Raw genomic sequence first — 13,661 nt, 5'->3', positions numbered from 1 at the left:
TAGACTACTGACATGCCTACACGTGTTCACGAGTTTTCCTGGCCTGATCGGGTCGTCGTCGGCACCATTGGCCTTCCGGGGGCGCGCACGTTCTACCTGCAGGTGCGTGCAGGGACGCAGATCGTGAGTATTGCCCTGGAGAAGCAGCAGTCGGCTCTGCTCGCGGAGAAGATCGACGAAATTCTCGACCAGCTCATCACCGTCGAGGGCAACCCCTTCAGTGTTCCCAAGAGTACTCCCATTGAACTTGTCGACAATGACCAGCTCGAGGCCGTTCAGGAGCAGTTTCGCACTGGTGCCATGAGCTTAGGTTGGGACCCAACCACCGCCCAGGTCGTAATTGAGGCCTACCCCATCACTGATGTCGATGCTGATGAAAACGACGCATCGCTTGATGAGGACGGCGCTAGCGCGCCCGAAATGCTGCTGGTGCGAATGCCGGTCGGCACTGCCCGCGCATTCGCCAAGCGCACCCGTGAGATCGTGGGCGCCGGGCGTCCGACGTGCCCGCTCTGCGGTTACCCCATAGACGCCGACGGGCACATCTGCACCCTTCCCGAGGTCTGATGCCAACGCCGGACCTAGTGACCGCCGAGCTGACGCTCACCGGCCGCATCACGACGGCTTCAAACGCTACATTTCTGGGCCGCATCGGCGACGTGGTGGTCGTCTATAAGCCGATAGCAGGCGAAACTCCGCTGTGGGATTTTCCCCACGGCACCCTGGCTCAGCGGGAGGTGGCCGCATACCTGGTCTCGCAGGCCTTCGGCTGGGACATCGTGCCGCACACCTGGCTGCGCGATGGTCCGATGGGCGAAGGAATGGTGCAGCTCTGGCAGGAGCAAGACCCCGCCCAAAATGCCGTGAACCTGGTCGCGACAGACCACGTGCCCGAGACGGGCTGGAAACACGTTCTCGAGGGACGAGATGAGAACGGACGGATGGTCACCCTCGTTCACGAAGACTCGCCAGCGCTCAGACGCATGGCGGTGTTCGACACGGTCGTCAACAACGCCGACCGCAAAGGCGACCACATTCTTGCCATGACGGACGGACACCGGCACGGTGTGGACCATGGCCTCACCTTTCACCGTGACCACAAGCTGCGCACGGTGCTGTGGGGATGGCTGGGAGACCCTCTGTCCGCCGAGGAACGCGAGGGCATCGATCGTGTCAGCGAAGGACTGCACGGTGGGCTGGGCCGAAACCTTGCGAATTTGCTCAGCGCCGAAGAAATCGCTTCGCTCGCCGCGCGCTGCGCCCGGTTGCGGTTGGCAGGGCGGTTTCCGGCTCCGAGCGGTGAGATGTCGGCGGTGCCCTGGCCGCTGTTCTGAGGGAATTGGGCCGGTGTGGAGCGTCCGGCGATCCAGGTGTAGACGGTCTCTTTGGTCACGCCGGGATGTGCAGCGATCGCATCGGCAGAAAGCCACGGTTCATTCACTACTGCACTCCTCGGGACGGTCAGCGGCCTACCGGTCGCTGACTGTCCCGAACCTACCGCTGCGCCGAGCCCCTTCCGCGCGACTCTGGCCGCGGCGCGAAGTGAGGTTAGACGTTAAATCTAAACTCCACCACGTCGCCGTCGGCCATGACGTATTCCTTGCCTTCAATGCGGACTTTGCCGCGGGATTTGGCCTCTGCCATGGAACCGGCGGCGATGAGGTCATCGAAGGAGACAACTTCGGCCTTGATGAATCCGCGCTGGAAATCCGTGTGGATGACTCCTGCGGCCTGGGGGGCGGTGTCGCCTCGGTGGATGGTCCAGGCGCGGGCTTCCTTGGGACCGGCAGTGAGGTAGGTCTGCAGCCCGAGCGTGTGGAAACCGACCCGTGCCAACTGGTCGAGGCCGGATTCGTCCTGGCCATTCATCTCGAGCATCTCGCGGGCTTCTTCCTCGTCGAGTTCGACGAGATCGGATTCCAGTTTGGCGTCAAGGAAAATGCAGTCCGCCGGCGCCACCATGGCGCGCAGCTCCTCTTGCTTTTCCGGGTTGCCCAGGATTCCTTCATCCGAGTTGAAGACGTAGATGAAGGGCTTGGCCGTGAGGAGGCTGAGCTCCTTGAGGTGCTCCATCTCAAGCTTGTCGCTCTTGACCGACGAGAAGATCGTGTCGCCACGTTCCAACACGGCCTGGGCAGCCAGGATTGCAGCGAGTTCCGCGGCTTCCCGCTTCTTGATCTTGACTTCTTTTTCGATCCGGGGAATGGCCTTTTCGATCGTCTGGAGATCGGCCAGGATCAGTTCGGTGTTGATCGTCTCGATGTCCGAGCGAGGATCAACTTTGCCGTCGACGTGGACAACGTCGGGGTCGTCGAAGACACGGATGACCTGGGCGATGGCTTCTGCTTCGCGGATGTTCGCAAGGAACTTGTTGCCCAGCCCTTCGCCTTCGGAGGCGCCCTTGACGATTCCTGCGATGTCAACGAACGAGACGACGGCGGGCAGGAGGCGCTGCGATCCGAAGACCTCCGCCAGCTTCTGCAGACGCGGGTCCGGGAGGTTGACGACGCCGACGTTTGGCTCGATGGTGGCGAACGGGTAGTTCGCGGCCAGCACCTGGTTGCGGGTCAGTGCGTTGAAAAGGGTTGATTTGCCGACGTTGGGCAGTCCGACGATGCCAATAGTAAGAGCCACGAGCATTGATTCTACCCGCTGAGGCCCGTTGTCCGTTTGCCGAGAAGAACCGAGGACCGCAGTCCCGGGTGCCGTGAGCCCCCTTCCCTATTTTGTCGTACCCCTGTGCCAAGGTTGGTGACATGGATGGTTTTGCAGTGATACTCGCGTTGTTGATGCTTCTTCTCGGTGCCGCCGCCGGCATAGTCGCAGGGTTCGTCCTGTTTCGGCGCCGGAACGTCGCCCTTGAAGAAGATTTCGACGCCGTCTCGGAGCGGCTTGCCACGGTGAACGCCCAGTTTGCAGCCGCCGACGCCGAACGGCGCCTTCTGTCGTCGCAGAACCGCGAACTGAACGAGTCCAGGAACCAGGACGGCAGTGTGTTGCGTGCCCTTGCCCCCGTTGCCGAGAAACTGACGGCCGTCCAGCAACAGGTCTCGCTTCTGGAAAGGGATCGTTTGGAGCAGTACGGCCAGCTTGCCCAGCAGCTCCAGGAAGCCCGCTTGTCCGATGAGCAGCTCCTGCGCTCCACCCACGCCCTGGCCTCCGCGCTGCGGTCCAACAGTGCGAGGGGGCAGTGGGGCGAAGTCCAACTGCGCCGGGTGGTGGAAGCCGCGGGCATGCTACGGCACGTCGATTTCCACGAACAGGTGCATTCCGCTTCCGTGGACAACGCCGTCCGGCCTGACCTGGTTGTCCAGCTGCCCGGGGGAAAGCAGTTGGTGGTTGATGCCAAAGTTCCGCTGGCGTCCTACCTCGCCGCCCAAGAGCAGGGCAGCACAGGACTCTCGGCAGGCAATTGGACGCAGACGGACGGCCATGGCATGCAGTCGGGAGGAACTAGCACAGAGGCCTTGCTGCTGGCTCATGCGAAGGCACTCAAGTCCCATGTGGATGCCCTGGGGTCCAAAAAGTATTGGGACATCCCCGGCAATTCGCCCGAGCTGGTGATCTGCTTCCTTCCCGCGGAATCCATCCTGGCCGCCGCACTCGAAGCGGACCCTGCACTCTTGGATCACGCCTTGTCCCGGAACGTAGTGCTCGCGTCCCCCGGCACATTGTTGGCGGTTCTTAAATCCGTAGCCTTCACCTGGCGCCAAGACGTTTTGACGGACAACGCCCGGGAACTCTTCGAGCTCGCCCGGCAGCTGTACGAACGCATGGGGACTCTCGGCGACAACGTGGGCAAGCTAGGTTCTTCGTTGAAGACCTCGGTGGATCGCTACAACGCGCTCGTCGGAACTCTCGAAGCACGCGTCTTGCCGACGGCACGGAAACTCAATTCCATGGACACCGACGGACTGGTGTCACCGCCCGCCGTGGAAGCAGTGCCGCGGACCCTTGCAGCACCCGAACTGATCGAAGGAGAATCCGCGGCCTAGGACGGCCTAGATCGGCCTGGTAGCCATCCGGGCCGGCACCCAGTGCCGGACCGGACTACGACGTTGGGCGGTTCCCGCGTCCGCCCAGGGCGCGCGTAACGTCTCCGGCCTCTTTGAGGGTGGCGCGCAGTTCCTTCGGCAGGGAGAACAGCAAGTCTTCTTCCGCTGTCACCACTTCTTCAACAGCACCATAGCCATAGTCGGCCAGCAAGCGGAGGACGTCCTGGACCAGGACTTCGGGAACGGAAGCGCCCGAGGTCAAGCCAATTGTGGCAACGCCCTCGAACCAGCTTTCGTCAACCTCGTTCGCGAAATCGACCCGGTAGGAGGCCTTGGCGCCATACTCAAGCGCCACTTCGACAAGCCGCACGGAGTTGGAAGAATTTGCAGATCCCACCACGATCACCAGGTCCGCCTGCGGGGCAATCTTCTTGATGGCCACTTGGCGGTTGGTAGTGGCATAGCAAATGTCATCGCTGGGCGGATCCTGCAACGTGGGGAACCGTTCCTTGAGCATCCGGACCGTCTCCATGGTCTCGTCCACGCTCAGGGTGGTCTGTGAAAGCCAGATGGTCTTCTCCGGATTGCGCACGGTCACCTTGTCCACTTCGTGCGGTCCGTTGATGATCTGGATGTGGTCCGGAGCTTCGCCGGCCGTGCCTTCCACTTCCTCGTGACCGTCATGGCCAATGAGGAGAATGTCGTAGTCTTCCTTGGCGAAGCGGACGGCTTCGCGGTGCACCTTCGTGACAAGGGGGCAGGTGGCATCGATGGTGCGCAGGCCACGGTCTTCGGCCGACTGCACTACTGCCGGGGACACTCCATGGGCGGAGAAGATCACCAGGGCGCCTTCGGGTACTTCATCCGTCTCGTCGACGAAGATGGCACCCTTGTCCTCCAGCGATGTGACGACGTGTACATTATGGACAATCTGCTTGCGTACGTACACGGGCGGACCATAGTGTTCCAGTGCCTTCTCCACCGCAATGACTGCGCGGTCGACTCCTGCGCAGTAGCCGCGCGGAGCCGCGAGCAGGACACGTTTGGGGCCGGATACCGGGGCGGCGGCCAGCACCTCTTCCGGCGTCCGACGCCTACGCGGGACAGAGGGCATCGGAATGGAAACTGCTGAGCTGGTCATGCCTCCATGCTACCGGCAGCGTTCGCCCGCACGCTCGGCCTGGCTTTGGGCGCAAGGATCACTACGAGCAGACCGAGAAGCGCAAGGACTCCCCCGGCAATCCCGGCGACGACGATCCAGCCACTGAAGTTGTCGACTGATGCGGTCACCAACTCGCGAGCGAACTGTCCCCCGGTGGCCGTGCCGCCCAATCCTGCATCACCTGCGCCTTTCAAGACTGTGGCGGCCACTTGCCACAGTCCTGCGAGTGCGGCCAAACCAAGTCCGGCGAACAAGACAACCGCTCCCCTGCGCCTGGCAGCCAACAGAGCCAAGGCCAACAACAGGATGGCGCCCAAGGCGGGGATCCACCACATCGGCGCGTACGCGGAGATTGTGTCTACCTGCTGGCGTTGGCCCGGACCTCCGATGCTGATCTGGATCGAATCCGGGGGCGTTATGGGGAGGCCGGTTGTTGCTCGCAGGCGGTCTGCCGCGAGCTTGGCGAGGGGTCCGACGTCGAGCACCAGGGACGTCAGCGCACCTGAGTTCGCCGAACCGGCACTGCCGGCAAAATTCAGCTGGTGGCTCCGGCGGACGGTTTCATTCCAGGCTTGGGGGTATTCCGGCCAGGTGGACATGGACGAGGCAGCGTTTTTTAGGAGCGAGGCACCGAGTTGTTCCACCGACGGCGGTAGGTTGACTTTGGATTCAAGGCTTCCGACGGCGGTAGCCGCCAGGCGGGCCTGGAACGCCTGGTCCTTGCCGAGCGAAGCAGTGAGCCCCACGAACCCTTCTTCCCGGACGATGTTGGCGTCCGTCCAGGCCATGGGGACGGCGATTCCTGTGAGCAGGAGGGCAAAGATCACTGCGATTGCAGAGACGAACGTGCGCAATGGATTCCTCAGGTTTGGAGTACAGCATGCCCAGTCGGGGCGACGACCAGTAAATGTCGGTCATGCGTGCTACAAGGTATGGATAGAGTTGGAAGCCTGCCACCGTCTTTTCGGTAGCAAAATCTTTTCGGTAGCAAATTTCAGTAGCACTGATAGCAGCAGTGCTTCCGGCACCCCTTTAGCAAAGTACCAGCGAGGACGGAACCATGCACCAGCCACCAGGAGGAGGCTACCCGCGTGTCCTATGATGCCGTACCCGGCGGCACCCCGCAGCCGTTGCCAACTGCCGAGTCTCCCGACGCAGAGTCGACACTGCCGGCCACGGCGTCGGAGACCACGCCGGACAATCCTTGGCCATTGCAACTGCTGTCCCGCAAGCTCAAAACGCACATAGAGCGGGCCCCGGCGGCGTGGATCGAAGGCCAAGTCATCGAACTCAACCGCCGTGGTGGCAGCGCTTTTGTGACGTTGCGGGACACCGACGCTGAAATCTCTTTGCCCGCATCGCTGTGGTCCAACGTTCTGGACCGCCAGAAGGTGCCATTGGAGCGTGGCTCACGCGTCGTCGCCTTGGTGAAACCCGAATTCTGGCTTAAGACCGGCCGGCTCAACATGTCGATCAAGGACATCCGCCCTGTTGGCCTCGGCGATCTCCTCGCGAGGATCGAGCGCCTGCGCCAGGCCCTCGGCGCCGAAGGTTTGTTTTCAGAGTCGCGGAAGAAACGGCTGCCTCTGCTTCCCCACCGGATCGGACTGATCACAGGCCGCGATTCGGATGCCAAGAAAGACGTGCTGCGCAACGCGGCCCTTCGCTGGCCAGCCGTGGAATTCGCCATCCGCGAGGTCGCTGTCCAAGGGGTCACCGCGGTCACTCAGATCCTGGCTGCCCTTAGGGAACTCGACGCCGATCCCCACGTCGATGTGATCGTGATCGCCCGCGGCGGCGGAGCGTTGGAGGATCTGCTTCCCTTCAGCAACGAGGAACTGGTACGGGCTGTATCTGCCGCGGATACCCCTGTGGTCAGCGCAATTGGCCATGAGGCCGACCACCCTATATTGGACGACGTCGCGGATCTGCGGGCGTCCACGCCCACAGACGCCGCGAAGAGGATCGTGCCGGACGTCGCCGAGGAATTGGCGAGGGTCCGGCAGGCGCGAGAGCAACTGCACCGTAGCGTGGGGCGATTGGTGGACCGCGAAACGGACCGCCTCCACGCGTTGAGGTCACGCCCCGTGCTCGCTTCCCCTGAGGCAATGGTCACAGCAAGGGCAGAGGACGTCGATCGACTCCGGAAACACGCGCACACGGCCGTTAGCTCCGCCGTCGTCCGCGCACTCGACCAGATGCACCACCTCCGCGCTCAGGTAAGGGCATTGTCCCCGCAAAAAACACTGGACCGCGGCTATGCGGTGGTCCAAGTGACAGGAGCGGACGGCATCGGCCACGATGTTGTCCGGAGCCCTGACCAAGCCCCGGACGGAACCGAGCTGACCCTGCGGTTGGCGGAAGGCCGCCTCTCAGCCGTGTCTTCCGGAGCTTCCGGACACCCAAGCAGCCAACAGCAGAACGAGGATTAAGAGATGACAGCAGAGAACTCCTCCCCTGAGGCCAAAGCCTCGGATGAGAACCTGGACGCCCTAAGTTACGAGGAAGCCCGCGAGCAACTCATGGGCGTGGTTGGCCGCCTTGAAGCTGGCGGAGCAAGCCTTGAGGAATCACTCGCTCTGTGGGAACGCGGCGAGGCGCTGGCCAAGCGCTGTGAAGAGTGGTTGGAAGGTGCCCGCAGGAGGCTAGCCGCCGCCCGAAGCAAGAGCGAGGAATAGCGAAGATTTGCGACGGCCGGGCGCTGAGCATCACGCGCTGATGCAAAGTGGCTAAGACGCACATGACACCGGCATCCTAGGATTGGACGGCCAGAGCCCGCTCGGCCGGCACGTCAAAGTCGGCTTTCGGCCAGCTCAGGTCCAGCTTCCCGAGGGCCTCGAGTAGAAGCTCCTGGACAGCGATCCTCGCAAACCACTTCTTGTTCGCCGGAACCACATACCAGGGCGCCACCTCGGTTGATGTCTTCTCGAAGACCAGCTGATAGGCGTCCATATAGGAATCCCAAAACGCACGTTCCTTGAGATCGCTCGTGTTGTACTTCCAGTGCTTGGACGGGTCATCCAATCGTGCCAGCAGGCGCGCTTTTTGTTCATCGCGGCTGATGTTGAGCATGACCTTGACGATCGCAGTGCCCTGCTCGGCGAGGCGTGCCTCGAACTCGTTGATCGCCGCATAGCGCCGTTCCAGTTCAGCTTCATTGGCCCAACCGTGCACTCGGTGTATCAGCACGTCCTCGTAGTGGGATCGGTCAAAAACCCCGACGAATCCGGCGGGGGGCAAGGCCTTCTCGATCCGCCAGAGGAAATCGTGGGCCTTCTCTTCATCAGTCGGCGCCTTAAACGGGGCAACCTTTACTCCCTGCGGATCCATCGATCCCACGACATGCTCAACAATCCCGCCCTTGCCGGCAGTATCCATGGCTTGGAGGATCAACAGCACCCGTTTGGGGCTGCCAAATTTTCCCTCGGCAAAGAGCATCTCCTGCAGGACATCCAAACGACCATCCTGGGCTGCCAGCAAAGCGACGCCGTCAGCCTTCTTCCCCTTGTAGCCGGGTGTCGATTCGGGGTCTACTGCATCCAGCGAAAATCCCGGCCCGGCCTTCAAGACGGTAGACACCTGCTTCGTGAACTCCTTGGTCCCGGCCATGCGACGTCCCCTCTGGTCCGGCCGCATTTCGTCGCGGCTTGCACAACAGGCTAGTTGCCTTGGTACCGCCCGAGGAAGTCCGCCATGCGCCCAATCGCTTCTTCAATGTCCTTGAGGTTTGGCAGGGTCACCATGCGGAAATGGTCCGGACGCACCCAGTTGAAGGCCCGGCCGTGTGAGACGAGGATCTTTTGTTCCTTGAGCAGGTCAAGGACGAATTTCTCGTCGTCACGGATGTGATAGACCTCGGGATCAAGCTTCGGGAACAGGTAAAGGGCACCCCTGGCCTGCTGCGTGCTGACACCGGGGATCGCGTTGAGCAGATCGTAGGCTTTGTTCCGCTGCTCGAGGAGTCTACCGCCGGGCAGGATCAAGTCATTGATGCTCTGGTGGCCCCCCAGCGCGGTCTGGATGGCATGCTGTGCCGGCACGTTGGCGCACAAACGCATGTTGGCCAGCAGGTTGATGCCCTCGAGGTAGTCTGCGGCGTCCTTCTTGGGACCGGAGATGGCCATCCAACCGGCACGGTAGCCACACACCCGGTATGCCTTGGACAGTCCGCTGAACGTCAGGCACAAGACGTCGTCGCCGGCGAGCCCGGCAAGATTCACGTGGACAGCGTCTTCGTAGAGGATTTTCTCGTAGATCTCATCCGCGAACACCACCAGGCCATGCTTTTCAGCCAAGGCCACGATCTTCTTGAGGGTCTCCTCCGGGTACACCGCACCCGTGGGGTTGTTGGGGTTGATGACCACGATGCCCTTGGTTTGAGGCGTGATCTTGGATTCCATGTCCTCAAGGTCGGGCTGCCAGCCCGATTCTTCGTCGCACAGATAGTGGACAGGGCGGCCACCGGCCAATGCCACCGAGGCGGTCCAGAGCGGGTAGTCCGGAGTGGGGATGAGGATCTCGTCACCCACTTCCAGCAAAGCCATGAGCGACATGGTGATGAGCTCGCTGACGCCGTTGCCAAGGTAGATGTCGTCAACATGGATGTTTTGGATGCCGCGGGTCTGGTAGTACTGCGAGACGGCGGTGCGGGCCGAGAAAATACCGCGCGAATCGCTGTATCCCTGGGCATGGGGCAGGTGGCGGATCATGTCCACCAAAATCGCGTCCGGCGCTTCAAATCCGAACGGTGCCGGGTTTCCGATATTCAGTTTGAGGATGCGGTGACCCTCTGCCTCCATCTGCTGGGCGGCCTGAAGAATCGGTCCACGGATGTCGTAAAGGACATTATGAAGCTTGGTGGACTGCTTGAATTCTGCCATTCATCAAATATGCCATACCGGGGATGTACTTCAGTTGAGACATCACTCACATCAGCGACGACGGCGGCGAGGCCCCCCAGGGTTCCTCGCCGCCGTCGAGCATTTCTCGTGAAGGTTACTTCACGATCCCCTTGTCCTTGAGCCATGCGGCTGCGGCGTCCTTGGGGTTCTGCTTCTGGTTGCCGCTGACTGCGCGGTTGAGATTGATGAGGTCGTCCGTGGTCAGGATCTTGGACACGGCGTTGAGGGCGTCCTTCGCCTTGTCCGTCATCTTGGCCTTGTTGTACAGCGGGAGGACCTGCTGGGCCTTGAAGTTGTTCTTGGGATCATCCAACACCACCAGTGCGTTGTCCTGGATGGACGGAGTGGTGGTGTAGATGTCCGCAACCTGAACGTCGTTGGACAGCAGCGCCTGCAATGTCAGGTTGCCGCCGCCATCGCTGAACGGCTTCAGGGCCTTGAGCACGCAGTTGTAGTTGGTTTTGAGACCCGGGAAACCGTAGGCACGCGTCTCAAAAGTTGCCGGCGCCGCCATCGTGAGATCTTTGCAGACCTTGGCGAGGTCATCGATGGACTTGAGCTGGTACTTCTCTGCCGTGGCCTTGGTTACCACCATGGCGTCCTTGTCCTCGGCCTTGGCAGCGTCCAGCACTCCCAATCCCTGCGGAAGCTTTCCGGGCAGCGCCTTGAAGACGTCATCTGCCGAGACCTGGGTAGCGTTCGCGTCCAAGTAGGACAGCAGGTTGCCGGAATAGTCCGGGGCGAGATCGATCGAACCGTCCTGGACTGCCTTGAAGTAGATCTCGCGCGATCCGATATTGGGTTTGGTGGTGGCGGTGACGCCCGCGGCGTTCAGTGCACCGGCGTAGATTTCGGCGATGACCTGGCTCTCGGGGAAATCTGCCGAGCCCACAGTGAGCGAGCCGCCGGCACCGGAGGGAGCGTTGGTGGACGGGCTGGACAGCGGGCTGCCGCCACATGCGCTCAGTGCAAGCGCAATGCCGACTCCGGCCGCCAGGCCGCCGAGCCCGCGGCGGGTCAGGGTGACAGGTTGCTTCATGCGGTACCTCCTTGAACGGCAGCCCCTGCTGGTGCGGCGGCTGCGAGATCTCCGGCGGCCTTGTGGCCGCCGTTGGAATCGATGGAAAGTCCGGGCGGGCGGAGAATCCTCTGCGCCATGGCCAGAATGAGGTCGACGGCGATTGCCAACGCCGCGATGAGCAGTGACCCGCCGAGCATGCGGGGGAAGTCCTGGAGGACCAATCCGTCAAAAAGATAACGCCCCAGGCCTCCCAGCGGAAGGTACGCCACCACAGAAACCGTTGCGATGACCTGTAGGACCGCCGTGCGGATGCCACCGAACATGACCTGAAGTCCGTTGGGCAGCTCTACACGGAACAAGATCTGCAGTTCTGTCATGCCCATGGCCCGGGCCCCGTCAACCACCGTTGGATCAACGCTGGAAATCCCGGCGTAGGTCCCGGCCAGGAGAGGCGGCACCGTCAGGATGACGAGCGCCCAGACGGGCGGCATGAGTCCGCTTCCGGCCAACAGTGCAAACAAGACGAGCAGGCCGAGGGTGGGGAGGGCCCGCAAGGCACCGGCGAAGGCCACGGCGACGACGCGCCCATGTCCGGTGTGGCCGATGAAGAGGCCAACCGGTACGGCGATGGCCGCGGCAATCGCCAGGACCAACGCGGAATACTGCAGGTGTTCCAGGAGCCTGGTGGCGATTCCGCTGCTTCCCGACCAGTGAACCGGATCCGTGAGCCACGCGAGCGTGTCCAGGAAGATGTTGCTCATCGGGCCGCCTCCGCGTGGATCCGGGTTTCCGCGATGGCAAGCCCTGCCTTGGTTTCTTGCTTGGCGGTTACGGCACTGGCCCGCGTCCAGGGGGTCAGCACCTTCTCCAGCAGGACAAGGAACGTGTCCATGACGAGGGCCAGCATGAGAATGGCGATGATGCCGACCACTACCTCAGTCACGAACGTGCGCTGCAGGCCGTCGGTAAACAACATTCCCAGATTTCCGACCCCCAGGAGCGCGGCCACGCTGACCAGGGAGATATTGCTGACGGAGACCACGCGCAGGCCCGCGAAGAGCACCGGCAAGGAGAGGGGCAGGTCGATCTGCAGGAACCGTGCGGTCGGCTTGAAACCCATGGAAACTGCCGCCATCCGGAGGTCATCGTCCACGGAATCGAAGGCGTCCATGGCCGCCCTTACCAACAAGGCAACGGCATAGATGGTGAGGGCAACCACCACGTTGAGCGGATCAAGGATCCGGGTGTTCAGGATCGGCGGCAGAATGATGAAAAGCGCCAGCGAAGGAATGGTGTACAGCAGGGAACTTCCGGTGGTGACCACAGTCCTGAGCGTTCGGTTCCTCCGAGCCAACTGACCCAGTGGCACGGCAATGAGCAGGCCGAGAACCATGGGAATCAAAGCCAGGACAAGGTGCTCGCCGGCCCGCTCGAAGACCATCCCGCTGTTCGCCAGGAACCATTCCATCAGGGGGCGTCCTCCCGGTTGTGCCGGGTTTCTTCGATCAGCGCCAGGACTTCCTCGGCTTTGAGGACACCGGCGAGCCTGCCGTCGTCGTCGACAACCACGCCCAAGCCCGACGGCGAGGACAAGGCGGCATCCAGCGCTCGGCGGAGCGTGTCGCCGCGCCGGAACAAGGAACCTCCGGGTATCAGCCCGGCACCGTCACGGGGCGAGGCCCATCCCATGGGCCGGGAGTCGCCGTCGAGCACTAATGCCCATTCGCTGCTGCCCGCGGCGAGCTGCGGCGCTTCCACGGTCTTGACCGGATGCACCGGCACGGCATCGGCGGCATTGAAGGCCAAATGCCTGAATCCCCTGTCGCGGCCAACGAAAGAGGCCACGAAATCGTTGGCAGGGGCGCGGAGGATCTCTTCCGGCGCCGCATATTGCGCCAGTTTGCCCCCGACGGCGAAGACGGCAACCTTGTCGCCCAGGACGGTGGCCTCGTCAATGTCGTGGGTGACGAAGACGATGGTCTTGGCCAGTTCGCGCTGAAGCCGGAGGAGTTCCTGTTGGAGTTCGTCACGAACTACGGGGTCCACCGCGCTGAACGGCTCATCCATCAGCAATACCGGCGGGTCCGCCGCGAGCGCGCGTGCCACCCCGACGCGCTGCTGCTGGCCGCCGGACAGTTGGGACGGATACCGCTTGCCGAGTGCGGAGGCCAGCCCGACGACGTCGAGCAATTCTTCCGCGCGTTTGCGGGCCGCCGCCTTGGAAACACCATTGAGCCTTGGAACAGTGCCGATATTGTCCAGCACCGAACGGTGTGGCATGAGCCCTGAGGACTGCATGACGTAGCCCATGGAGCGACGCAACTGGGCGGCGGGTTCGTTCGAAACATCCTTGCCAGCCACGGTGATGGTGCCCGACGTAGGCTCCACCATGCGGTTGATCATCCGGAGGGAAGTGGTCTTCCCGCAGCCCGACGGCCCGACGAACACGGTGATGGCACCTTTGTCGATGGACATGCTCAATCCGTCAACAGCGGGTTGCCCGCCCTGATACTGCTTGGTGACGCTCTGGAACTCAATCATGGCTTCAGCCATTCCCGCGCTTACCTAACTGTTGGGCTGCA

General features: G+C 62.3%; 14 protein-coding genes. 5 read left to right on the top strand and 9 right to left on the bottom strand.

Going from position 1 to position 13,661, the window contains the following annotated elements; translation table 11 throughout:
* Positions 1–12: 12 nt before the first annotated feature.
* A complete protein-coding gene (locus AC3ANQ_RS06590) occupies positions 13–567 on the top strand; it encodes a DUF3090 domain-containing protein (protein WP_488304347.1) in 555 nt (184 codons plus the stop codon).
* A complete protein-coding gene (locus AC3ANQ_RS06585) occupies positions 567–1,334 on the top strand; it encodes an SCO1664 family protein (protein WP_488304346.1) in 768 nt (255 codons plus the stop codon). Before AC3ANQ_RS06590 ends, AC3ANQ_RS06585 begins: the two co-directional genes overlap by 1 nt.
* Positions 1,335–1,548: 214 nt before the next feature.
* On the opposite strand, the gene ychF is transcribed toward AC3ANQ_RS06585, so the two are convergent.
* Entirely contained in the window at positions 1,549–2,634 is a 1,086-nt protein-coding gene (gene ychF / locus AC3ANQ_RS06580; protein ID WP_234748400.1) for a redox-regulated ATPase YchF, read from the bottom strand.
* Between the two features lie 122 nt (positions 2,635–2,756).
* Here ychF and AC3ANQ_RS06575 point away from each other — a divergent pair, with 122 nt between their 5' ends.
* Positions 2,757–3,995, top strand: a complete 1,239-nt coding sequence (locus tag AC3ANQ_RS06575) for a DNA recombination protein RmuC (RefSeq protein WP_488304345.1) — start codon at positions 2,757–2,759, stop codon at positions 3,993–3,995.
* 55 nt (positions 3,996–4,050) lie between these two features.
* On the opposite strand, the gene AC3ANQ_RS06570 is transcribed toward AC3ANQ_RS06575, so the two are convergent.
* Together AC3ANQ_RS06570 and AC3ANQ_RS06565 are read right to left on the bottom strand one after the other, a co-directional pair.
* Positions 4,051–5,136: a 4-hydroxy-3-methylbut-2-enyl diphosphate reductase gene (locus AC3ANQ_RS06570; protein WP_488304344.1), complete on the bottom strand. Its 1,086-nt coding sequence runs from the start codon at positions 5,134–5,136 to the stop codon at positions 4,051–4,053.
* Positions 5,133–6,011, bottom strand: a complete 879-nt coding sequence (locus AC3ANQ_RS06565; RefSeq protein ID WP_488304343.1) for a hypothetical protein — start codon at positions 6,009–6,011, stop codon at positions 5,133–5,135. The genes AC3ANQ_RS06570 and AC3ANQ_RS06565 overlap by 4 nt, the downstream gene beginning before the upstream one ends.
* 276 nt (positions 6,012–6,287) lie before the next feature.
* Here AC3ANQ_RS06565 and xseA point away from each other — a divergent pair, with 276 nt between their 5' ends.
* Together xseA and AC3ANQ_RS06555 are read left to right on the top strand one after the other, a co-directional pair.
* Positions 6,288–7,589: an exodeoxyribonuclease VII large subunit gene (gene xseA, locus AC3ANQ_RS06560; RefSeq protein WP_488305270.1), complete on the top strand. Its 1,302-nt coding sequence runs from the start codon at positions 6,288–6,290 to the stop codon at positions 7,587–7,589.
* 3 nt (positions 7,590–7,592) lie between these two features.
* Positions 7,593–7,835 carry an exodeoxyribonuclease VII small subunit gene (locus AC3ANQ_RS06555; RefSeq protein ID WP_488304342.1) on the top strand — a complete coding sequence of 81 codons (243 nt, stop codon included), beginning with the start codon at positions 7,593–7,595 and terminating at the stop codon, positions 7,833–7,835.
* A 76-nt stretch (positions 7,836–7,911) separates the two neighbouring features.
* Here the strand turns inward: AC3ANQ_RS06555 and AC3ANQ_RS06550 are convergent, their stop codons facing one another.
* From AC3ANQ_RS06550 to AC3ANQ_RS06525, 6 genes are all read right to left on the bottom strand, one after another.
* Positions 7,912–8,766 carry a polyphosphate kinase 2 family protein gene (locus AC3ANQ_RS06550; RefSeq protein ID WP_488304341.1) on the bottom strand — a complete coding sequence of 285 codons (855 nt, stop codon included), beginning with the start codon at positions 8,764–8,766 and terminating at the stop codon, positions 7,912–7,914.
* 50 nt (positions 8,767–8,816) lie between these two features.
* Positions 8,817–10,037, bottom strand: a complete 1,221-nt coding sequence (locus tag AC3ANQ_RS06545) for a pyridoxal phosphate-dependent aminotransferase (RefSeq protein WP_488304340.1) — start codon at positions 10,035–10,037, stop codon at positions 8,817–8,819.
* 115 nt (positions 10,038–10,152) lie between these two features.
* Positions 10,153–11,097 carry an ABC transporter substrate-binding protein gene (locus AC3ANQ_RS06540; protein WP_488304339.1) on the bottom strand — a complete coding sequence of 315 codons (945 nt, stop codon included), beginning with the start codon at positions 11,095–11,097 and terminating at the stop codon, positions 10,153–10,155.
* Entirely contained in the window at positions 11,094–11,840 is a 747-nt protein-coding gene (locus AC3ANQ_RS06535; RefSeq protein ID WP_488304338.1) for an ABC transporter permease, read from the bottom strand. The genes AC3ANQ_RS06540 and AC3ANQ_RS06535 overlap by 4 nt, the downstream gene beginning before the upstream one ends.
* On the bottom strand, positions 11,837–12,547 hold the full coding sequence (locus tag AC3ANQ_RS06530) for an ABC transporter permease (RefSeq protein ID WP_488304337.1): 711 nt from the start codon (positions 12,545–12,547) through the stop codon (positions 11,837–11,839). Before AC3ANQ_RS06530 ends, AC3ANQ_RS06535 begins: the two co-directional genes overlap by 4 nt.
* Positions 12,547–13,632: an ABC transporter ATP-binding protein gene (locus AC3ANQ_RS06525; protein ID WP_488304336.1), complete on the bottom strand. Its 1,086-nt coding sequence runs from the start codon at positions 13,630–13,632 to the stop codon at positions 12,547–12,549. The genes AC3ANQ_RS06530 and AC3ANQ_RS06525 overlap by 1 nt, the downstream gene beginning before the upstream one ends.
* Between the last annotated feature and the right edge of the window lie 29 nt (positions 13,633–13,661).

It is taken from the genome of Arthrobacter sp. DMZ02-1R (genome assembly GCF_057747935.1).
The sequence above is the reverse complement of the archived record's forward strand: the minus strand, read 5'-3'. Positions and strand labels throughout refer to the sequence as shown.